The organism is Faecalibacterium sp. DFI.5.82 (assembly GCF_029076575.1).
Classification (GTDB): domain Bacteria; phylum Bacillota; class Clostridia; order Oscillospirales; family Ruminococcaceae; genus Faecalibacterium; species Faecalibacterium duncaniae.
This window is the reverse complement of sequence record NZ_JARFIS010000005.1, coordinates 12,309-32,400: the sequence shown is the minus strand read 5'-3', so window position 1 is coordinate 32,400 and position 20,092 is coordinate 12,309. Positions and strand designations below refer to the sequence as shown.

Annotated in this window: 20 protein-coding genes; 9 read left to right on the top strand and 11 right to left on the bottom strand. The window is 51.2% G+C overall.

Translation table 11 applies throughout. The features are described 5' to 3' along the window. The first annotated feature begins 47 nt into the window (after positions 1 to 47). On the top strand, positions 48 to 638 hold the full coding sequence (locus tag P0G09_RS07965) for a hypothetical protein (RefSeq protein ID WP_275252389.1): 591 nt from the start codon (positions 48 to 50) through the stop codon (positions 636 to 638). A gap of 73 nt (positions 639 to 711) precedes the next feature. On the opposite strand, the gene P0G09_RS07960 is transcribed toward P0G09_RS07965, so the two are convergent. Beyond that, entirely contained in the window at positions 712 to 1,668 is a 957-nt protein-coding gene (locus P0G09_RS07960) for a glycerophosphodiester phosphodiesterase family protein (protein ID WP_249259741.1), read from the bottom strand. 32 nt (positions 1,669 to 1,700) lie between these two features. Beyond that, positions 1,701 to 3,134: a 6-phospho-beta-glucosidase gene (locus tag P0G09_RS07955; protein ID WP_275252388.1), complete on the bottom strand. Its 1,434-nt coding sequence runs from the start codon at positions 3,132 to 3,134 to the stop codon at positions 1,701 to 1,703. 311 nt (positions 3,135 to 3,445) lie between these two features. On the opposite strand from P0G09_RS07955, the gene P0G09_RS07950 reads away from it, so the two are divergent. Then, positions 3,446 to 4,315: a phosphoribosylaminoimidazolesuccinocarboxamide synthase gene (locus tag P0G09_RS07950; RefSeq protein ID WP_097770041.1), complete on the top strand. Its 870-nt coding sequence runs from the start codon at positions 3,446 to 3,448 to the stop codon at positions 4,313 to 4,315. A gap of 152 nt (positions 4,316 to 4,467) precedes the next feature. On the opposite strand, the gene P0G09_RS07945 is transcribed toward P0G09_RS07950, so the two are convergent. Together P0G09_RS07945 and serC are read right to left on the bottom strand one after the other, a co-directional pair. After that, on the bottom strand, positions 4,468 to 5,628 hold the full coding sequence (locus tag P0G09_RS07945; protein WP_275252387.1) for a phosphoglycerate dehydrogenase: 1,161 nt from the start codon (positions 5,626 to 5,628) through the stop codon (positions 4,468 to 4,470). Positions 5,629 to 5,652: 24 nt separating this feature from the next. Continuing rightward, complete coding sequence (gene serC, locus P0G09_RS07940) at positions 5,653 to 6,735, bottom strand: 3-phosphoserine/phosphohydroxythreonine transaminase (RefSeq protein WP_227611574.1); 1,083 nt, start codon at positions 6,733 to 6,735, stop codon at positions 5,653 to 5,655. 316 nt (positions 6,736 to 7,051) lie between these two features. On the opposite strand from serC, the gene P0G09_RS07935 reads away from it, so the two are divergent. From P0G09_RS07935 to P0G09_RS07925, 3 genes are all read left to right on the top strand, one after another. Beyond that, positions 7,052 to 7,474, top strand: a complete 423-nt coding sequence (locus P0G09_RS07935) for a BlaI/MecI/CopY family transcriptional regulator (protein WP_275252386.1) — start codon at positions 7,052 to 7,054, stop codon at positions 7,472 to 7,474. A gap of 345 nt (positions 7,475 to 7,819) precedes the next feature. Next, positions 7,820 to 9,235, top strand: coding sequence for a 23S rRNA (uracil(1939)-C(5))-methyltransferase RlmD (rlmD, locus tag P0G09_RS07930; protein ID WP_275252385.1), 1,416 nt, complete (start codon positions 7,820 to 7,822; stop codon positions 9,233 to 9,235). A gap of 10 nt (positions 9,236 to 9,245) precedes the next feature. Then, a complete protein-coding gene (locus tag P0G09_RS07925; protein WP_015538088.1) occupies positions 9,246 to 9,491 on the top strand; it encodes a DUF6061 family protein in 246 nt (81 codons plus the stop codon). Positions 9,492 to 9,573: 82 nt separating this feature from the next. Here the strand turns inward: P0G09_RS07925 and P0G09_RS07920 are convergent, their stop codons facing one another. From P0G09_RS07920 to P0G09_RS07890, 7 genes are all read right to left on the bottom strand, one after another. Next, positions 9,574 to 11,796, bottom strand: coding sequence for an ABC transporter permease (locus P0G09_RS07920; RefSeq protein ID WP_055149786.1), 2,223 nt, complete (start codon positions 11,794 to 11,796; stop codon positions 9,574 to 9,576). Further along, positions 11,786 to 12,553, bottom strand: a complete 768-nt coding sequence (locus P0G09_RS07915; protein WP_015538086.1) for an ABC transporter ATP-binding protein — start codon at positions 12,551 to 12,553, stop codon at positions 11,786 to 11,788. Before P0G09_RS07915 ends, P0G09_RS07920 begins: the two co-directional genes overlap by 11 nt. 101 nt (positions 12,554 to 12,654) lie before the next feature. Beyond that, on the bottom strand, positions 12,655 to 13,668 hold the full coding sequence (locus P0G09_RS07910; RefSeq protein ID WP_015538085.1) for a sensor histidine kinase: 1,014 nt from the start codon (positions 13,666 to 13,668) through the stop codon (positions 12,655 to 12,657). After that, on the bottom strand, positions 13,665 to 14,336 hold the full coding sequence (locus P0G09_RS07905; protein ID WP_015538084.1) for a response regulator: 672 nt from the start codon (positions 14,334 to 14,336) through the stop codon (positions 13,665 to 13,667). The genes P0G09_RS07910 and P0G09_RS07905 overlap by 4 nt, the downstream gene beginning before the upstream one ends. Positions 14,337 to 14,362: 26 nt before the next feature. Beyond that, complete coding sequence (locus tag P0G09_RS07900) at positions 14,363 to 15,004, bottom strand: sigma-70 family RNA polymerase sigma factor (RefSeq protein WP_082419129.1); 642 nt, start codon at positions 15,002 to 15,004, stop codon at positions 14,363 to 14,365. Continuing rightward, positions 14,985 to 15,812: a helix-turn-helix transcriptional regulator gene (locus tag P0G09_RS07895; RefSeq protein ID WP_055149782.1), complete on the bottom strand. Its 828-nt coding sequence runs from the start codon at positions 15,810 to 15,812 to the stop codon at positions 14,985 to 14,987. The genes P0G09_RS07900 and P0G09_RS07895 overlap by 20 nt, the downstream gene beginning before the upstream one ends. Next, positions 15,812 to 16,021 carry a helix-turn-helix domain-containing protein gene (locus P0G09_RS07890; protein WP_015538080.1) on the bottom strand — a complete coding sequence of 70 codons (210 nt, stop codon included), beginning with the start codon at positions 16,019 to 16,021 and terminating at the stop codon, positions 15,812 to 15,814. Before P0G09_RS07890 ends, P0G09_RS07895 begins: the two co-directional genes overlap by 1 nt. Positions 16,022 to 16,252: 231 nt before the next feature. Between P0G09_RS07890 and P0G09_RS07885 the strand changes: the two genes are divergently transcribed. From P0G09_RS07885 to P0G09_RS07870, 4 genes are all read left to right on the top strand, one after another. Continuing rightward, positions 16,253 to 16,870, top strand: coding sequence for a CHC2 zinc finger domain-containing protein (locus P0G09_RS07885; protein WP_015538079.1), 618 nt, complete (start codon positions 16,253 to 16,255; stop codon positions 16,868 to 16,870). Next, positions 16,845 to 18,218, top strand: coding sequence for a phage/plasmid primase, P4 family (locus P0G09_RS07880; protein ID WP_015538078.1), 1,374 nt, complete (start codon positions 16,845 to 16,847; stop codon positions 18,216 to 18,218). Before P0G09_RS07885 ends, P0G09_RS07880 begins: the two co-directional genes overlap by 26 nt. A gap of 349 nt (positions 18,219 to 18,567) precedes the next feature. Beyond that, positions 18,568 to 19,836: a plasmid recombination protein gene (locus P0G09_RS07875; protein WP_217285248.1), complete on the top strand. Its 1,269-nt coding sequence runs from the start codon at positions 18,568 to 18,570 to the stop codon at positions 19,834 to 19,836. Next, the gene (locus P0G09_RS07870; RefSeq protein ID WP_165852585.1) at positions 19,826 to 19,990 is read left to right on the top strand and encodes a hypothetical protein; all 165 of its coding nucleotides are present in this window, start codon (positions 19,826 to 19,828) and stop codon (positions 19,988 to 19,990) included. The genes P0G09_RS07875 and P0G09_RS07870 overlap by 11 nt, the downstream gene beginning before the upstream one ends. Positions 19,991 to 20,092 lie beyond the last annotated feature (102 nt).

Here is a 20,092-nt window from a genome sequence, read left to right as displayed (position 1 = left end):
GAGAAGCCGTTTCGTTAGATTGAAAATGCCGGTGACAGGAGAAGACTATGATGAAACAGATGTCGAAATGTACTACAACGATTTTTGCCAGCATCCTGATTGCGCTTTGTCTGACGAGTTGTACGCCTGAAAAGGTTGTGGAAGTGGTTCGGGAAGTTGAGACAGTGCGCGAAGTAGTCATAAGGGAAGAACCGAGAGAGAATATAATCCTGGAAGATGAACTGGTCGCCATGATGAATGATCATTTCTATGGGATAAATAGCCTGATCCAACGCTTTGAAACGAACAGAGAAGTGGCTGCGATGGCGGAAAACGTTGCAAAAATGAACGGTATTCGGACTGCGATTCGAGGCGGTGCGCATTTGGATACCGTGTCAGACGAGTTGAGCCAGGAACTGGTGAAAAACGGCGATACGAATGCCTATTATGTTTCATATTTCAAAAACGTTGCGTATGAAAGTGAGTATTTTGAATCGATAAAAAGACGGTTGATTCTGGAAGAAATTAACGATCATGTGGCTCTGTTAGAACCGACTGAGTGTACGTTTGGAAGTGCAAAAGTTCAGGTCGGATTTGCGAGCGTACAGATCGACGAAATGACCTATGGAATCATTGTATTTCAGATACCGACAGTATGATTTTTGCATTCTGACATAACAAAACGTCCCCGTGCAGTTTGGATATCCTGCACGGGGACGTTTTGTGATCTTTTTATTTCCTCATTTCCGCATTCACCCATTCCCGCACGCGGTCAGGCCGGTTGGTGACGATGCAGTCAGGGCCAAGGGGCAGCAGGGAACGGACAGCGTCCTGAGTGTCCACGGTCCAGAACGCGGCCTGGATGCCCATGGCGTGGAGCTGGTTCACGAGATCGGGGTTGGAGTAGGCGGTGTGGTATTCGCAGCTGACGATATCCACGGGGAAATCCAGCGTTTTGATGTAGGCAGCCACATCTGCCTGCTCCTCCAGATGGCCGATCACCTGCTCCACGGTCTCGCCGGGGAAGTTGGCGCGGAGCATATCGACCTTGTCGGCCACAGTGCGGTAGATGAGATTATTCCGCAGGTCGATGCAGTTTTCCTCGCTGAAGGGCTCGTCCATGCTGTTCACAAGACCCAGATCCTTCCACACCACCGGCGGAGGCAGCACCATGCTGAGGAAAGCGCCGTAGGTCAGCGCACCGACCTTCAGCTCAGGCATCAGCTGCTTTGCCTGCCGCAGCTGGGAGTGGTGGAAGGAGATGAGGGTGAGCCGGTCGGTGAGCCCGGCGGCGCGGACCGCATCCAGCACCCGGGGCACAAAGTCGGGGTCGTCCTCCAGTGGGCTTTTCAGTTCCAGCTGTACCTGCGTGCCCTCCATGCCGGCGCAGAGCTCCAGCGCTTCCTGCAGCGTGGCGATCCTCTCGTTGGCGTAGATGGCATCTTTCCAGCTGCCGAAATCCAGAGCCTTCAGCTCGCCCATGGTCAGGTCGTAGATCTGGCCGGAGATGTCGGTGTGCATGTCCACCATATAGTCGTGGTGGATGACCAGCTCGTTGTCATAGGTCTTCTGTACATCCATTTCCACGCCATCTGCGCCGATCTCCATCGCCTTGCGGAAGGCGACCAGCGTGTTCTCAGGGGCCAGATAGGATGCACCGCGGTGCGCAATGATTTGGGGTGTCGTCATCTTGTGCTATGATTCCTTTCCTCACAGTTGGCTCAGGCCAGATCTTCACCGTCGGAGGCAATGACCTTTTTATACCAGTAGAAACTATCCTTCCGGCTGCGGGCCAGCGTGCCCTTGCCTTCGTTGTCCTTGTCCACATAGATGAAGCCGTACCGCTTCTTCATCTCGCCGGTGGAAGCACTGACCAGGTCGATGGGGCCCCAGGTGGTGTAGCCCAGCAGGGGCAGGCCATCCTCGTTGATGGCCTTTTCCATCTGCTCGATGTGGGCCCGCAGGTAGTCGATGCGGTAAGTGTCGTGGATGGAACCATCTGCTTCCACCTTGTCCACCGCACCCAGACCGTTCTCCACGATGAAGAGCGGTTTCTGGTAGCGGTCATACAGGCTGTTCATGGTGATGCGCAGACCCACCGGGTCGATGGCCCAGCCCCAATCGCTGGCCTTGAGGTAGGGGTTCTTGACGGCATCCATGATGGCATTGCCGCTGGCCTTGTTCATCAGTTCGGGGTCCACAGTGGTGCAGCGGCTGGAATAGTAGCTGAAGGAGATGAAGTCCACAGTGCCCTCTTTCAGCAGCTGCTCGTCGCCCGGCTCCGTCTGCAGGGCAATGCCTGCACGCTCCATCCGCTTTTTGGCCCAGACAGGGTATTCGCCGCGGGACTGGACATCAATGAAGAAGTAGTTGTCGCGGTCAGCCTCGGCAGCGGCCTGCACATCGGCAGGGGCGCAGGTGCGGGGGTAGAACTGACCGGCGGCCAGCATACAGCCCACCATGGCATCGGGCATGATGGCATGGGCCAGCTTGACGGCCTTTGCGCTGGCCACCAACTCGTGGTGAGCGGCCTGATATTTAACCTGCTGCACGTTCTCGCCGGGCGCAAAGAGCAGACCGGCTCCCATAAAGGGCATGTGGAGCAGCATGTTGATCTCGTTGAAGGTCAGCCAGTACTTGACCTTGCCCCGGAAGCGCTGGAACAGCACCTCACAGTAGTGGGCGTAGGCATCCACCATCCGGCGGTCTTTCCAGCCGCCGTACTTTTTGATCAGGGCAATGGGGGTATCAAAGTGGCACAGGGTCACCAGCGGCTCAATGCCGTACTTGTGGCACTCATCAAAGAGTTCCTCATAGAAGCGCAGGCCCTCTTCGTTGGGCTGCGCGTCATCGCCGTTGGGCAGGATGCGGGTCCAGGCAATGGACAGGCGGTAGCAGCGGAAGCCCATCTCGGCAAAGAGCTTGATGTCCTCCTTGAAGTGGTGGTACATGTCAATGGCTTCGTGGGAGGGGTAGAAGTGCTCGGCATCGCAGTCCAGCATCTTCAGCCGGCCCAGCGCCACGGGGAAGCGGTCGGGGCCAAAGGGTACCACGTCCACACTGGACAGGCCGCGCCCGCCCTCGTTGTAAGCGCCCTCGCACTGGTTGGCGGCAGTGGCACCGCCCCACAAAAAGTCTTTCGGGAATTTGCCCATAGGTCTTACCTCCTGATGCAGTTGAATTCTGATACTTCAATGATACCATGTTCTGAGCCGCTGTCAACCGGGAAAGTACGACTTTAGCCGTCAATTCGACGAAAAATGTTGCTGATTTTTGACACTTTTCACGAAGAAATCGAAAATTGCGGGCGATTTTCCTTGGAATCTGTTTCTTCCAAACGGACAGTAAGTGTGATAGACTGAATAGGTAAACGGAAAACGGCTCACCCTGCCCTCCATTGCTTTGCAATGCCGGAGCGGGCGAGGACGTTGATGAAAGAGCTATCAGGAAAAATGGAGTGTTTGCTATGACTGAATTCAAGCCCATCAAGGAAGGCAAAGTCCGCGAGATCTATGACAATGGCGACAGCCTCATTATGGTTGCCACCGATCGTATCTCTGCATTTGATGTGATCCTGAAAAATAAAGTGACCAACAAGGGCAAGGTGCTGACCCAGATGAGCAGATTCTGGTTCGACTACACCAAGGATGTTCTGCCCAACCACATGCTGAGCGTGGATACCGCCGATATGCCCGAGTTCTTCCGCACGCCTGCCTTTGAGGGCCGGAGCATGAAGTGCCGCAAGCTGACCATGCTGCCCATCGAGTGCATCGTGCGCGGCTACATCACCGGCAGCGGCTGGGCCAGCTACCAGCAGAACGGCACCGTCTGCGGCATCCGCCTGCCCGAGGGCCTGCAGGAATCCCAGCAGCTGCCCGAGCCCATCTACACTCCTTCCACCAAGGCTGAGATCGGCGACCACGATGAGAACATCAGCTACGAAAAGAGCATTGAGGTGCTGGAAAAGCAGTTCCCCGGCCACGGCGAGGACTACGCCACCAAGCTGCGGGACTACACCATTGCCCTGTACAAGAAGTGCGCCGCGTATGCCCTGAGCCGCGGCATCATCATTGCCGATACCAAGTTCGAGTTTGGTCTGGATGAGAACGGCAACGTGGTGCTGGGCGATGAGATGCTCACCCCCGATTCCAGCCGCTTCTGGCCGCTGGAGGGTTATGAGGCCGGCCACGGTCAGCCCTCTTTCGATAAGCAGTTCGTCCGCAACTGGCTCAAGGCCAATCCCGACAGCAACTACGATCTGCCTCAGGATGTCATCGACAAGACCATTGCCAAGTACGAGGAGGCTTATGAGCTCCTGACTGGCAAGAAACTGTAAACACTCTGATCTTCTTTCTCCCCTCTGCTGTATGACGGCAGGGGGGATTTTTATATCAGCAGACCTGCCCGGAGGGACGGCGGGGTGTTCCACAAAAAAATCCCCCCGCCCATGAACAGATGGGGCGAGGGGAAAGCTAAGGGCTGGCAGTGTTACAGGATGCGCACCCGGATGACAGCAGGGATGGCGGCCAGCTTCTCAGCCAGCCTGCCGTCTACGGCACCGGTCGCGTCCAGCATGGTGTAAGCCATGTTCTTTTTGCTCTTGTTCACCATGTTTTCAATGTTCAGGCCCGCTTCGGTGGTCAGGGCGGTGATCTGGCTGATCATGCCGGGCTCGTTCTTGTGGATGATGCAGATGCGCTTGCCGCCTGCACGGGGCTGATGCACCTCGGGCATGTTCACCGAGTGGGCGATGTTGCCGTTCTTGAGGTAATCGCTGATCTCCTGCACGGCCATTGCGGCACAGTTGTCCTCGGCCTCCGGCGTGGAAGCACCCAGATGCGGGGTGCAGACGATGCCGGGCTTGCCCAGAATGGCCTCAGTGGGGAAGTCGGTCATGTAGCCGGAGACCTTGCCCGTCTCCATGGCCTCCAGCAGGGCTGCGGTGTTCACCAGCTCACCGCGGGCGTAGTTCAGGATCTTCACGCCGTCCTTGCACAGGGCCAGGGTCTGGGCGTTGATGGTATCCTTGGTGGTGGGCAGGTAGGGAACATGGATGGTGATGTAGTCGCACAGAGGGAGCATGTCGTTCAGGTTCACGCAGTGGTGTACCTGGCTGGAAAGGTTCCAGGCGGCATCAATGGAGATGTAGGGATCGTAGCCGTAGACCTCCATGCCCAGCTCAATGGCGCAGTTGGCCACCCGGGAACCGATGGCACCCAGACCGATGACACCCAGCGTCTTGCCCTTGATCTCGTTGCCCACAAACTTTTTCTTGCCCTTTTCCACGGTCTTGGCCATGGCGGGGTCGCCGGTCAGGCCCTGGCACCACTGGGCGGCGGCGGCCACATTGCGGCTGCCTGCGATCAGCATCCCAATGACCAGCTCAGCCACGGCGTTGGCGTTGGCACCGGGGGTATTGAACACCACGATGCCCTGCTCCGAGCAGCGATCCAGCGGGATGTTATTCACACCGGCACCGGCACGGGCGATGGCCAGCAGGTTGTCGTTGAAGGTGGTGTTCAGCAGGTCGGCGCTGCGCACCAGAATGCCATCGGGGGCATCGGTGCCAACCGAAACATCAAACAGATTCTTGTTCAGCTTTGCCAGGCCCACCGGGCTGATGGCGTTCAGGGTCTTGATCGTAAACATACTTTCCTATCTCCTATACACAAATCAGGCATTTGCCTTGCGGAATTTCTCCATGAAGTCCACCAGCTTCTCTACGCCTTCGGTGGGCATTGCATTATAAATGGAAGCGCGCATACCGCCCACCAGACGGTGGCCCTTCAGGTTGACAAAACCGGCTTCGGCGGCTTCGGCGCAGAACTTCTTGTCCATGTCAGGGTCAGGGCTGGTAAAGGTGACATTCATCGTGCTGCGGTAGCGGTGCTCCACAGGGTTGTGGAAGAACTCCTGACCGTCCAGATAATCGTACAGGATCCTGGCCTTGGCTTCGTTGATCTTCTGCATGTTTTCCAGACCGCCGATGTCGTTTTCCAGATACTTGAGCACCAGACCGGTCATGTAGATGCACCAGCAGGGGGGCGTGTTGTACATGCTGTCCTTGGCCAGCAGGGTGGTGTAGTTCATCATGGTGGGCACGGTGTCGGCGGCGTGGCCCAGTAGGTCGTCCCGGACAATGGCAATGGCCATGCCGGCGGGGGCTACGTTCTTCTGCACGCCAAAGTAGATGCAGCCATACTTGCTCACGTCCACAGGTTTGGAGAGGATCATCGAGCTCATGTCCGCCACCAGCGGCACACCCTCCACCTGAGGTACCTCAACGTACTGGGTGCCGAAGATGGTGTTGTTCTGGCAGATGTGAATGTAGCTTGCGTCCTTGTCGTAGTCGATGGCGTTGACATCGGGGATGTAGGTGAAGTTCTTGTCCTTGCTGGAAGCAACGATCTTCACCTCGCCGAACTTGGCGGCCTCCTTGGCAGCCAGGTTCGAGAAATTGCCGGTGACCAGATAATCGGCCTTGCCTGTGGTCATAAAGTTCAGGGGCACCATGGCAAACTGCTGGGTGGCACCGCCCTGGAAGAAACCGACCTTGTAGTTGTCAGGGATGTTCATCACCCGGCGCAGGGTGGCTTCGGTTTCAGTGATGATGGCATCGAACCACTTGCTGCGGTGGCTCATTTCCATCACGCTCTGGCCGGAATCGCCGTATTCCAGCAGCTCTGCCTGTGCCTGACGAAGCACCTTTTCCGGTAACATGCTGGGGCCTGCGCTGAAGTTGTATACTCGTGCCATATGGAACTCTCCCTTTCCTATCCGTACCGCCGCTCTCATCTGCGGCAGGTGTGTGCTTGATTTGTCCGTAGTATACCGGTTCCGGGGGTGCAAAAACAAGAGCATCTTTGCACAAAGATGGGACTGCTCTGCCTGCCTTGAGCGCGCAAAACAAACAACTGTCCTTGAATGAAGAACACTTTTTAAGACAAATGTAAAAATATGCTGGTTTTACCGCATGGCTCCTTACTTTTACTGCTTGCCTGTTTGTGCCGGGTATGGTATAATCCTGTTGAAATGAGACAAATGTAAAAGCAAAAAATCGGAGGTGAAACCGGTGTACGGACTTTCAGACAGACTGAAACCACTCTCTGCCGCCGAGGAGCAGGTGCTGCTGGCGGTCTGGGACTGCACCGCCCCGGCCACCCGGCGGGATATCAGCGAAAAGCTGACCGCCACCGGCTGGGCTCCGGCCACAGTGCTCAACTTTTTGTACCGTCTGGAGGAAAAGGGCTGGGTCAAGGGCGGCAAGGCGGGGAGCCAGAACACCTATCTGCCCACGGTCACCCGCCGGGCCTATTGCGTTGCGGCCATGCGCCAGCGGATGGTCACCCTGTTCGGCGGCAGCCTGCCCGAAGCGGTCCGCGCCCTTGCCAGCGAGAGCGGCGCTTCCCAGAGCCAGCTGGAACAGGCCATCCGGGTGCTGGAGGAGCAGCATCAGGAGGCAGAAGAATACGACCTGTACGATCCCTATGGGTAACGGAAAAACGAAAAAGCTCCCATCACGGGAGCTTTTTCGTTGCATTCGGTCGAAAGATGTGTTAAAATTAAATGCGAAAAGGTACTGCACATAACGGCAGGCGGTTAGCCCACACTTCCGGAAGGAGGTGAGAGCGATGCCTATTACTTTGACGTTCCATATTTTTGGACTGGTATTTACCATCAAGGTGAAAAGCGAAAACCGCCACCCTGGCCGGTGACGGTTTTCTAGTTAAACCTCAAACCTAAAAGGGCTAACCGCTTGTCGCAGTGCCTTTTCTATTTGTAGTATAGTGATTTTTTCTTGTTTTGTCAAGAGGCGGAAGGATATACGATGGAGTGCAGATTGAAAGCAAAAAAGTGCGGCGGCTGTCCGATGCTGGGGCTGGATTATGCCGAGCAGCTCAAACAAAAAGAAGCCGCTGTCCGTAAGCTGGTGGGAAAATACGGCCCGGTGGCTCCCATCCGGGGCGCGGAAAACCCCTGCCATTACCGCAATAAGGTGATCTCTACCTTTGCAGTGGGCCCCGGCGGGAAACTGGTGTCCGGCATCTATGCGGCAGGTACGCATAAAGTGCTGCCCGTGGAAAGCTGCCTGCTGCAGGACGAAGTGCTGGACACCGTGATGCAGGCGGTGCGGGCGGCGGCCAGCACCTGCCGCTACCAGCCTTACAATGAGGACAAGGGCACCGGCTTGCTCCGCCACTGCCTGCTGCGGCGCGGTGTGGTGTCCGGGCAGGTGATGGTGGTATTGGTGACCGCCCAGCCGGTTCTGCCCGGGGCGAAAAACTTTGTCCGCGCTCTGCTGGCCGAAGCCGAAAAGCGCCATGTCCCTGTGACCACCGTGGTGCAGAACTACAACCCCCGCTGCACCAGCGTGGTGCTGGGCGAAGAGGAAAAGGTGCTCTACGGCAAGGGATTCATTCTGGATACCCTCTGCGGCAAGACCTATGCCCTGAGCCCCCGGAGTTTCTACCAGATCAACCATGACCAGACCGAGGTGCTGTATGGTCTGGCCGTGGAAGCCGCCCGCCTGACTGGCAAAGAGGTGGTGCTGGATGCCTACTGCGGCATTGGCACCATCGGCCTGACCGCCAGCGGCAGGGCAAAGCAGGTGGTGGGCGTGGAGCTGAACCGGGACGCTGTCCGGGATGCCATCGGCAACGCAAGGCACAACAACGTGAAAAACGCCCGCTTCTTTGCCGCCGATGCCACCCAGTGGATCACAGAAGCGGCGGCCGCCGGGCAGAGAGCAGATGTCATTTTCATGGACCCGCCCCGCGAAGGCTCCACCCCCCAGTTCATCGAGAGCGTGGTCCGCATGGCCCCCAAACGGGTGGTCTATGTCAGCTGCAATCCTGAGACCATGGCCCGTGATCTTGCCCTCCTGACCGCCAAAGGATACCGCGCCGAGGGCTTTACCCCTGTTGATCTCTTCCCCCAGACCGCCCATTGTGAGACGGTATGTTTATTGTCCAAACTTAATGCAAAGCAACATATCGAGGTAGACATCCACATGGACGAACTTGATCTCACCGATGCAGAGAAGAAAGCCACCTATTCGGAAATCAAGGAATATGTGCTGGAGCATACCGGACTCAAGGTCAGCAGCTTGTATATCGCTCAGGTGAAGCAGAAATGCGGTATCATCGAGCGAGAAAATTACAACAAACCGAAGTCCGATGATGCAAAACAGCCCCAATGCCCGCCCGATAAGGAAAAAGCAATCAAGGAGGCGCTCAAGCACTTCGGCATGATCTAAGGAGGGCAAAATGAAGCGTTTACTTTCTTGTGAGTTCAATATGGATACTGCCTGTGTGGAGCTGAAATTTGCAAATGGCAGCATGATTGCCATTGATACGATTGCGGTAGAGAATGAGGTTGCCGATAATATATATCAGCGGTCAGAGCTGGACTGGCTGATTTACAACGATCCGGCAGCCTATGCAGATTTAGTTCTCAACGGCGACCCGGAAACATACCTGAAAACTGTTACAGAATATAAACCTTTGGACTGATTACCAGAGATAAAGCAAGCCGCCTGTGCGGGCATATCAAATGCTCATACAGGCGGCTTTTCCTTTTTGTACTGTGACTTTATCAGTTCTCCGAAATGGACCGCTTAAACAATATCCATGTACTTATGAAGTAGCATATCAGCAGTAAGAAAAGAATACCAATGATAATCCCTACTTGTACCATCAAGGCTCCGCAGCCAATATAAGCTGAGATTTCAGCAGAAACACTTTGAAGAAAATAGCCAATCACAATAATTGCTACAACGATTGCCGCTGTGATCGGCATCCCAAACCAAACACCAAGCTGTTTTAGAACCAAAGTATGCAGGTCCTTCTCTTCCACTCCCATTTTTCGCAGAACCGAAAATCTGTAGTTGTTTTTTTCTGCATCCAGGAGCTGCTGAAGAGCCAGCACGGTAAGACACATCACCATCAGAACAATTGCACCATAGATCAAGGACGCTTTTAGGATAAAGTTAAGGGCGATTATACGGTTCACTTCCGTAGTATGGACAGTTGTACTGTATCCTGCCAGATTGTCTTTATCAGGATCTTCTGGATAAGAACGCCCAAGAAGCTGTTCCAGCATTTCTGCCGTTTTGAAGGGAAGCGGATATTGGGTCATCACAAATCGGTTGCGCTGTACCGGAAGCAAGACTTGCGCTATTTCGTCAGGTATGATATACACCACATCTGTATAAAGATTATAGATGGATTCCCCCACAGGCTCCTGAAACACGGCGTTCTCACTGAGTTTCAGGGTGCCTGCGTCAGTTTCCAATAAGGTATGCTCAGCAATGTAGTTTTCAATATCCTTGTCCTCTGCTGCACGATGCCAGTGGGTAGCAAATTCATCCGTTTGTAAGATAATAGGTTCATATCCCAACATTTTCCGAACAGCGTTATAATCCTTCAGTGCGATCGCCAAGGGAGGAAAATTGTACTTTACTCGCTGGTGAAAGTCGCTTTGCTTGGGAAGATATTCCGAAAAAGTCAAATCGTCCTTTATCGCTATTTTGTTTTGTTCTATGAACGCAGTAATTTCTCCATAGTCTGTATCCGGAAGATTTTCCACTTCATAAACATCGTTGTAGCGGCTTGAAATTTGAATATCATAGACAGCCCGACTGTCCAAATAGCCCAGACTCCATCCCGTTAAAACCGGCGCAATGACAAACAAGCAGATAGAAAAAGTCAGGGTCACACAAATGATCGTCATCGTTTTCGTATTGGTAGCCAGCTTAGAGGAAAGCTGTCCAAACAGAAATAAACTCGTATTATGATATTTGCGGGACACTTTAGACTCCTTCCAGTATAGGAGCGCCGCATTCGATAAATACATGACTGCGGAAATGATAAACAAAATATCCGCAACCCCAAACAGCAAATATTGATTCAGAGTTGGAGCGTCAAATCCAAGGAAGTAGGCTTTTTCCAGTTCTGCGATGGAAAAAATCGGGATAGCGGTCAATACAGCACCAGCCAGAAGTCCGCAAAGATATCGGGAAAACCCTATTTTTCTGTGTAAAACAGCACCTGCGATTGCCCAAAGCAGCGTCAGTGCAGGGAAAAGGACATTCCCCCAATACATGAGCTTTACAGGAAGCGGATGTCTGGAATCGAAGTAAAAATGATATTTTACAGTACCTACCTCCAGCATCCACAGCAGCAGAATGCCATAGAAAATACAGATCATCGGCATCCATCTGCTTTTATGAAGCGGTTTTTCATTCTGACGGTTTGCCGTCATAAGCTCAATAATCCTGCTTTTGTTGAGAATTCTGACATTCCCGACTCCAACCAGAATCTGGCAAACAACAAAGAAGCCCACGGTCAACAGCACAGTATCCGGGAAAAACGACCAAGAAAAAGCGTAGGGTTCCCCAAAAGAAGCAAGCAGCATAGCCGTAATGACCTGAGAAACGACCATCCCCAGAAGGATTCCCACCGACACAGAGAATATGAGCAGGAAAAAAGTCTCTCCAAAAAAGAGCAGGCCTATGGTTTTTTGCTCCATTCCCAAGGTTGCCTCAACGGCAAACTCCTTTTGCTTTTTTCTCAGCATGAAACGATTGACATAGTGGATCAGAAACAACAAAAGCAAACTAATCCCGCAAATTGCCAGTTTCATACCTCCAGCCAGCAGGGAAATATTATATTCCGCACCAATGGTCGGATGATAATGGGTGCTGCTGATAGACAAAAACGCATAGAACAGGGTGACACAGAGTGTCATGGTCACAATATAAATCAAATAGTCCTTCACAGACCGCTTTGCATTTTTGAAAATAAGTTTAGCGTACATCGCTCATGCCCCCTCCCATCATGGTAAGGACATCCAGGATTTTTTCAAAGAAAGTCCTGCGGGAATCACCCCCCTTACGGATTTCCGTAAAGATTGCCCCGTCCCTCATAAAGAGAATACGATTGGCATAGCTTGCCGAGAAAGCATCGTGTGTCACCATCAGAATCGTGGCTCCGAGATCTTCATTGATACTCTGGATCGTCGAGAGCAGCATCTGGGACGAGTGACTGTCTAACGCACCGGTGGGTTCATCCGCTAAAATCAGCTTAGGCTGATTGATAATGGCTCTGGCACAGGCGCACCGCTGCTTCTGGCCGCCGGACACCTGATAGGGGTATTTGTCCAGAATATCCGTGATATTCAGCTTTCCGGCCATTTCCCGCACCCGCCCATCAATCTCGCCTGCTGGAACCTTGTTGATGGTCAGCGCCAGGGCTATGTTTTCCGAAATGGTCAGCGTGTCCAGCAGGTTAAAATCCTGAAATACAAATCCAAGATTCTCCCGACGAAACCGGGCAATCTGTTTTTCGTTGATTTCCGTCACATCGGTTCCGTCCAGATAGATATGTCCCGCACTGACGGTATCAATGGTGGAAATACAGTTGAGCAGGGTAGTCTTGCCGGAGCCAGATGCTCCCATGATTCCTACAAATTCTCCCTCTTGAACGGAAAAGCTGATGTCCTGAATTGCTTTTGTAACATTTCCGCCATTTCCGTAATATTTTTGGATATGATCCAGTTTCAAAATTTCTTTCATTGTTATCACCTCTGATCTCTATTGTAAAATAAGAGTGGCTTCGTTTGTATCAAGTTTTCTTACAAAGTTCTAACAAAAATGTAAGAAGTGCAGAACGCTTTTCAGTTCTGCACTTCATGAATCAGACAGTTAATGTGAAAAGAAAGGGAAATGGCTGTGCCATGTTCCGACGACTCCGCCGTAATGCCAATGCCCAGCTTTTCACAGAGCCGTTTGCACAGATACAGACCAATGCCCGTGGACTGCTGAATCAGACGACCATTCTGACCGGTAAATCCCTTTTCAAAGATACGGGGCAGATCGGACGCAGCAATCCCGATTCCATTGTCCTCCACGACAAGGACAACCTGATCCTGCCATTTATGAGTAGAAATGCGGAGAACCGGCTGCTTCGTACGATACTTGACCGCATTGACAATCAGTTGATTTAGGATAAAACGCACCCACTTTTCATCTGAATAAACCGTATCCTGCATTTCCTCCACTTCCAGGCGCATACCACTTTGGAGCAGCAGATATTTGTTATCTGCAATCGCCTGATGCACCACTTGGGACAGTGCCATTTCCCGGACAGAATAATCTTTCTCTGTATGCTCACTGCGGGCATAATAAAGAGCCTGTTCCGTAAAGCGGTTGGTCTTTTCCAGTTCCAGCAGAAGTTCTTTTGTCCAGTTCGTCCGATGGTTTTCACATAGGAGTTTCATGGCAGTAATGGGCGTTTTGATTTCGTGAATCCATTGTTCAATGTATTCCTTGTACTCCAGGCGTTCCCGCTCGACCTCCCCAATCTGCTCCAACATGGATTTTCCAGCCATTTTCAAAATCTGATAGTAAACCTGATCCTCGGCCTGTTCCGGCAGTTCCATCACTTCAGAAATAAGGTATCTCTCGGAGAGCTGCTTCGCCATATCCAGAAGTTTTTTCATCTGCCGCTTTCGTTTCCAGTAAGTGAGGACAAGTCCCATCAGCAAAATCAATGCCCATACGATCAGGATCAATACTACTGCGGAAGCCGAATTGCCGCACACCAGCAAAAATACAGTGAGCGCAGCCATGCAAACAAGGTTCGTCAGCAGAAATGGAAGCCTGTTTTTCCAATACCGTTTGCTGTTCATATCGTGTACCCCTGGCGATGCTTTGTCTTGATAAAATCCGTCAGGCCAATGCCCGCCAGTTTTTCCCGGATGCGGTTGATATTGACGCTCAAAGCATTGTCATCCACATATAGCTGATTGTCCCATAGATAATCTACAATATCATTACGGGAACAAATCTTTCCTGCGTGTTTGAAAAGATAATATAATATTTTCAATTCATTCTTTGTCAGTTCTGCTTGGTTACCGTCATATTCAATCGTGCTACTTTCTAAGTGAAGAATCGCTCCTTGCCAATTCAGACGCTCAATTTGTTCTATCGGGTAAGCTCGTTTCATCAAGGATGAAATCTTTGCCAGCAGAATTGCTGTGTTATAAGGCTTGGTGATAAAAGCATCTCCACCCAGCAAAATACTGTTCAATTCATCCATGTCCGTATTGCAGCTTGTTACAAAGATAATCGGTACATTGGAAAAACTGCGGATTTGAGAACAGATTGAGTAGCCGCTTTCTTGTGGCAGCTTTATGTCCAGCAAAATCAAATAGGGATGAGTATTTTTGACCGCTTGCATAACTGATGTAAAGTCAGTAACTGCGGATGCCTCATATCCGTTTCCGTTTAACAGAACTTGTAATTCAGTTTGAATGATTGGGTCATCTTCGATGATGAGTATTTTATATTTTTCCATGATTACATGTCCCTTTCTTTGAATATTTAGTACCACCAAGGCAGTTCCAGCCAGAAGTTATCCAGAGCCAATTTCTCCGTGGACTTTGCTCTGCTCTCTGACAGATGGAAGTGCTTCGCCGTTTCGCTCAGAGGATGGAGGACATCGTCCTCAAAGCCAAAGCGATACCAGAGATAGGCTTTCTCTCGCTCATCAATCATTTCCAGAGCCGTATGGATTTCTTCGTGGGTTTCCTTTGCAATGAAAATCTGCTCTGGGTTCTGTACTCTGGAATCTGCTATAAATTCATGTTGTCCCTTATTCTCGCCCTTTTTGACCTCATCCAGACGAATGATACAGTCCAGATTTTTGGCTTCAAAGGTAGGATTCAGCCTGCGGATGTAGTCCAGCATGGCATTATGAATAGCCGGGGCAGCATAGGTCAAAAACTTGTTCCCGTAGTCGGGTTGAAAGCTGCTTATGCAGCCCAGAAGCCCCAATGAACCCTCCTGCACCAAATCGTTCAGTTCAATGCCGAGGGCAACGTTCAGCTCCCGCTGTGCGCTCCATATCTCGTATGCCGTCTTTCGGATAAACCGCAGATTGTTCTCTACAAGGGCGTTTTCTGCCCATTTGTCACCGCTCTGCGCCGCAATACAGAGCTGCTCGTTAGTTATCTTGTCCATCATCTTCCGGCAGCACCATCGTCTGCATCAGCCCCAGCAAGGCTTTGTTAAAGTTGTCCAGAGCTTCCTGATTGACTCCATCGACACCGGAAATGCTGCCTGTAATAGCATCAACAACTGCTTCCGGCGTGATGGTCGGATTCTGCATATCCTGCCCCTTGGTCAGCTCGGCAAACATCTTTTCGGTGGCTTCCTTGCTGATTGCCTTGGCTGCGACCAAATCGCTGCCTGCTTCTTTCTTGATTTCCTTAACCACCGTCATAAAGGTGTTTTGAATCGTGGTCTGGTCTGCCTGATAAGCGGGAATTTTCATGGCATTAGCGGTTCGGGCTGCCTGTACTGCTTCGGGAGCTTGGTTCTGTCCCAACAGCAGAGAGCCAACGGTAGCAAACATCTGGTTTTGTGCGGCATATCCTCTTGCAAGGGTATCATCCATATACTGTGCAATCATATAAGTAACCATGGCAAAGCGGGGATTTTCCAGCAGACGGTTGACTACATCATTGTTGACCTTTCCGGTATAAAGATTCTTTGCAGCTTCAACAGATAATCCCAGTTCTGAAATATCGTAGTTCTTTTTATCCGGGATTACGGTCGTACCCAAGATAAAGTCCGTGGACACATTGAACACTCTGGCGATGCGGATAACGCTTTCTTCGCTCAGCTTTTCGGTCTTTCCGCTAAGGAAGCGGCTGATGGTGCTTTCATTCACATCAATCCGAAGTGCCAGTTCTCGCTGGGTCATCTTGCGTTCTCTCATTACATCAACGATTCTTTTCCGAACATCGGCGGGTAAATAAGTATCAGCCATTATGCTTCCTCCCCTCTGTCTGTTTTCTGTTTGATATATTTTCCGCTTTTAATGCGGGCATCTGTCGGCTTTTCAGCGTCCTCCGGGATGATCCAGCGGCTTCCTGCCCGCTGTGCGCCCGGTATGCGGTCATTGTTGCAGAGGATACCAACTCTTCGGGGAGAGATACCCCATTTCTCGGCAACTTCAAATGTAGACAGGTATTTCATTTCTGTATCATCCCTCCTGATTCATATTAACTTCAATTATATTCTATTTACGGAACAATATCAACCAACTTTGTGTGAACACTGCCGTCTCGAAACTTGCATTTTTTCAAGTTTTCGGGGCGGCTTTTTGCTTTGCTTGCGGAAGTGCCTGATTTTTCGGTTGAAAGCGTTTTTCTGCGTATATTCAGGCAGATGAAAAAATCATCGAGAAAAATCAAGGAGGTTATGCAAATGAACATTTTTGAAACAGTCAAGGCGGCGGTCACGGTTAGGCAAGCCGCCGAACACTACGGGCTGAAAATCAATCGCTCCGGGATGATTTGCTGCCCTTTCCACGATGACAGACACCCCAGCTTGAAGCTGAACGAGGATTACTTCTATTGCTTCGGCTGCGGTGCCAAGGGAGATGTGATTGACTTTGTGGCAAGGCTGCTTGACCTGTCTGCCTATGAAGCAGCGCAGAGACTGGCTGCGGATTTCGGACTGGACAGGCCGCCGTCCGTGGTGGCACAGGTAAAGAAGTACCGTCCCCGTGTGAATCAGTCGAAACAGGACGAGCTTTTCTGCATGAATGTGCTGTCCGGGTATCTTCATCTTTTGGAGGACTGGAAAGAGCGATATGCTCCCGAAGCACCGGAGGACGAGCCGGATGAGAGGTTCGTGGAAGCTTGCCACAAGCTGGAATATGTGGAGTATCTGAACGATTTGCTCCTTATGAGCGATCAGGAAGAAAGGACTGATACCGTCAAGGAACTTTTGACAGACGGAACGATTGCAAGAATGCAAACACGACTGGACGAGCAGAAAAAGGAGGTGCGCTGCCATGTCAGAGAACAGGAAATTGCTTGAGATGAATGTGCCGATGTGGTTTGACGGCAAGAGTATCAATGAAGCTCTGTTTTGTGAAGATTTTCTGAGAACCCGTCAGATTATCTTTGCAAACGGAGCTTTTTTCACACCTGATGGTCGAGTGACGGACGACCTGCCGCTTCGTGGCGAAATCTTTGAAGAATTGAAATATTGTGCCGTGAACAACATTCCCCGCAAAATCAGCAACATCATTGAGATTATGAAGCTGGCGGCTCATGTGGAGGACTTCCCGCCGGAGCAGGACAGGATTCATCTGGCAAACGGTACGCTCATGCTGGACGGCACTTTTACAGAGGGGAAGCCGGATATTGTGAGAAACAGGCTCCCGGTTTTCTATCGCCCGGATACTCCGAAACCTGTGCTGTGGCTTTCCTTTCTGAATGGTCTGCTTTACCCGGAGGACATCCCTACCTTGCAGGAATTTATCGGCTATTGCCTGATTCCCTCCAATAAAGGACAGAGGATGATGGTCATTAAGGGCAATGGCGGCGAGGGTAAATCCCAAATCGGTGCGGTGCTGGGGCAAATGCTGGGCAGTTCCATGAAGGACGGAAGCATTGGTAAAATCTCTGAGAACCGATTTGCCCGTGCCGATCTGGAGCATATCCTCCTATGCGTGGATGATGATATGCGAATGGAAGCCTTGCGCCAGACCAATTATGTGAAATCCATTGTGACAGCTCAAGGGAAAATGGATTTGGAGCGCAAGGGCAAACAGAGCTATCAGGGCTGGATGTTCGCCCGTCTGCTGGCTTTCTCCAACGGAGATTTACAGGCATTGTATGACCGAAGTGACGGTTTCTACCGCAGACAGCTTGTGCTGACCACAAAGGAAAAGCCTGCCGGAAGAATGGATGACCCTGACCTCGCCCAGAAGATGAAAGCTGAGGTGGAGGGCATTTTCCTCTGGGCGTTTGAGGGATTGCAGCGTCTGGTTGCCAACAATTTCAAATTCACGGAAAGTGAGCGCACCAAAACCAACCGAGAGTCCGTCAAGCGTGACAACAACAATATTTTCGACTTCATGGAGTCTGAGGGCTATATCCGGCTGAAAGCGGATGCTTCCATCAGCTCCAAGGAGCTGTACGAAATTTATCGGATGTGGTGTGAGGAAAATTCTCTGCCGCCCCTGAAATCCCGCAGCTTTAGTGACAGTGTGGTGGCAAATTTAAGTCGCTACAATCTGGAACACACCAACAAAATCACAAACTCTGCCGGGCGCAGGGTGTGGGGATTCATGGGAATTGAAGCCGTAGCCCGTCCGAATATAAATGGGTTTTACGACGTTTCGCCGTGTACGTACGTACCGGAGGAATGGCGGGATTGATTTTTTGGTACGTACGTACACAGCGTACGAGCGTAAATCACTCCTGTATAAAACCTTCGTGACGTACCCAAATGACAGGAAAAAGTCAGTCTTTTTTCTGTCAACGGACGGGGCGGTTTCGCAAAACAGCAGCCGTCCGTGCCGGACATTGGAAAGAGGAGCAGACAACTTTCTGATGTTCGGCAGAGGTCGCCGCAGCGACCGCATTACCCTCGGAGAGCCCCTCGGGAGAGCCCACGGCACTTTGCAGCCAGTATGGATGAAAGTGTCATAGTGGGTTATTACACTTCCGCAGAAGTGCCTCTCCAAAGCTACCTGTCTGCAAATCCCAAAGAAAGGAAGGAAAAATATGGCAAGAAATGACGGAGTTGACCGTACCTGTGCAAGAAATATGGATGTCACAGATAATGACATCGGAGATGCACAGGCACACAATGAGCGTGAAAAAGAAATATACAGTAACGAAGATATTATCCCGGAAAGAAGTTCCCTCAACGTACACTTCAAAGAACCTACCGGGAGCTACGCTGAAATGTTTGAGCAGATGAAAGCTGACAACATCATTTCCACCAGAGGTCTGAAGGCGGATGCCGTCCATTTCAACGAAATGGTCTTTGATGTGAACTCTGCGTACTTCGACAATCACGGCGGTTATGAATACGCCAGACAGTTTTATGAGGAAGCCTATAAATCCGCTGTGGAGATTGTTGGCGGTGAACAGTATATCCTCTCGGCAGTCATGCACGCTGACGAGATTAACCGGGCGATGTCCGAAGCACTTGGCAAGGACGTGTTCCATTATCATCTTCATGTGGTCTATGTCCCTGTGGTGGAGAAACAGATTTTGTGGTCGAAACGCTGCAAGGATGAAGCTCTCAGAGGAACGGTAAAGGAAACCATTATGCAGGTCAGCCGCAGTAAAAAGTGGCTGTCCAAACCTGCTGTGGACAAAGATGGAAAACCAATTCTGCAAGTCAATGGTAAGCCTGTTCTCCGAAAATCCTATTCTGTTTTACAGGATGATTTTTTTCAGCACATGAGAGCTGCCGGATATACCGATGTGGAACGTGGAGAGCGTGACAGCACCGAGGAACATCTGACTGTGACCCAGTTTAAGGTGGCAAAGGAAAAGCAGCGACTGGAAGCTGTGACGGCGGAACTGAACCAGAAAGAAGCACAGCTTGACGATACTACACAGGCTGCGGAGAAGAAAAAGCAGGAGCTTAAATCCCTGCAAGCACAGACTAAGGCGGCAACCGGAATAGCGGTGACGGTTCAGGAGCTGGAGTCGATGGGTAAGAAATCTTTTACCGGGAACGTCGTCTTGACACCCGATGAATGCCGTACTCTCAAAAATTATGCTGTCAGCAGCTTTGCTGAAAAAGCGGAGAAATTAAAATACCAGCAGAAATATGAAACAGCCAAGAAAGATGCTGGGGTATGGAAAAAACGATATGAGAAACTTCTGGAACAGGCTCAGCCGTATCTGGATGCTGTCAAGCTCGCACCTGAAAGGGTACGGGCTTTTCTTAATGCCGTTTTGACCAGAGGAAAAGAGAAACAGGACATTCCGCAGGAACGTGGACGAAAAAGAAAGGAGAGCACTATTGACAGATAAATGGAATGGTTTTGCCGATTTACTTGCAAATTTAATAGAAAAATATGCGGCGGTTCTGGATATTGATAATCTTCCAGAGCCGCCGTCTTGTTTGGAGGAAGAAAACACATCTGAAGAACCCAGTGACACTATTGAATTGATGGAAAAGCAATGATATAATAGTCGTGGAATAAGTGTCCAAACTCTATGCGAGAGCTACTGTTCTCAACGCATAGAGCTACATAGAATAAAAGCGCAATACCCCGTTGCACAATTA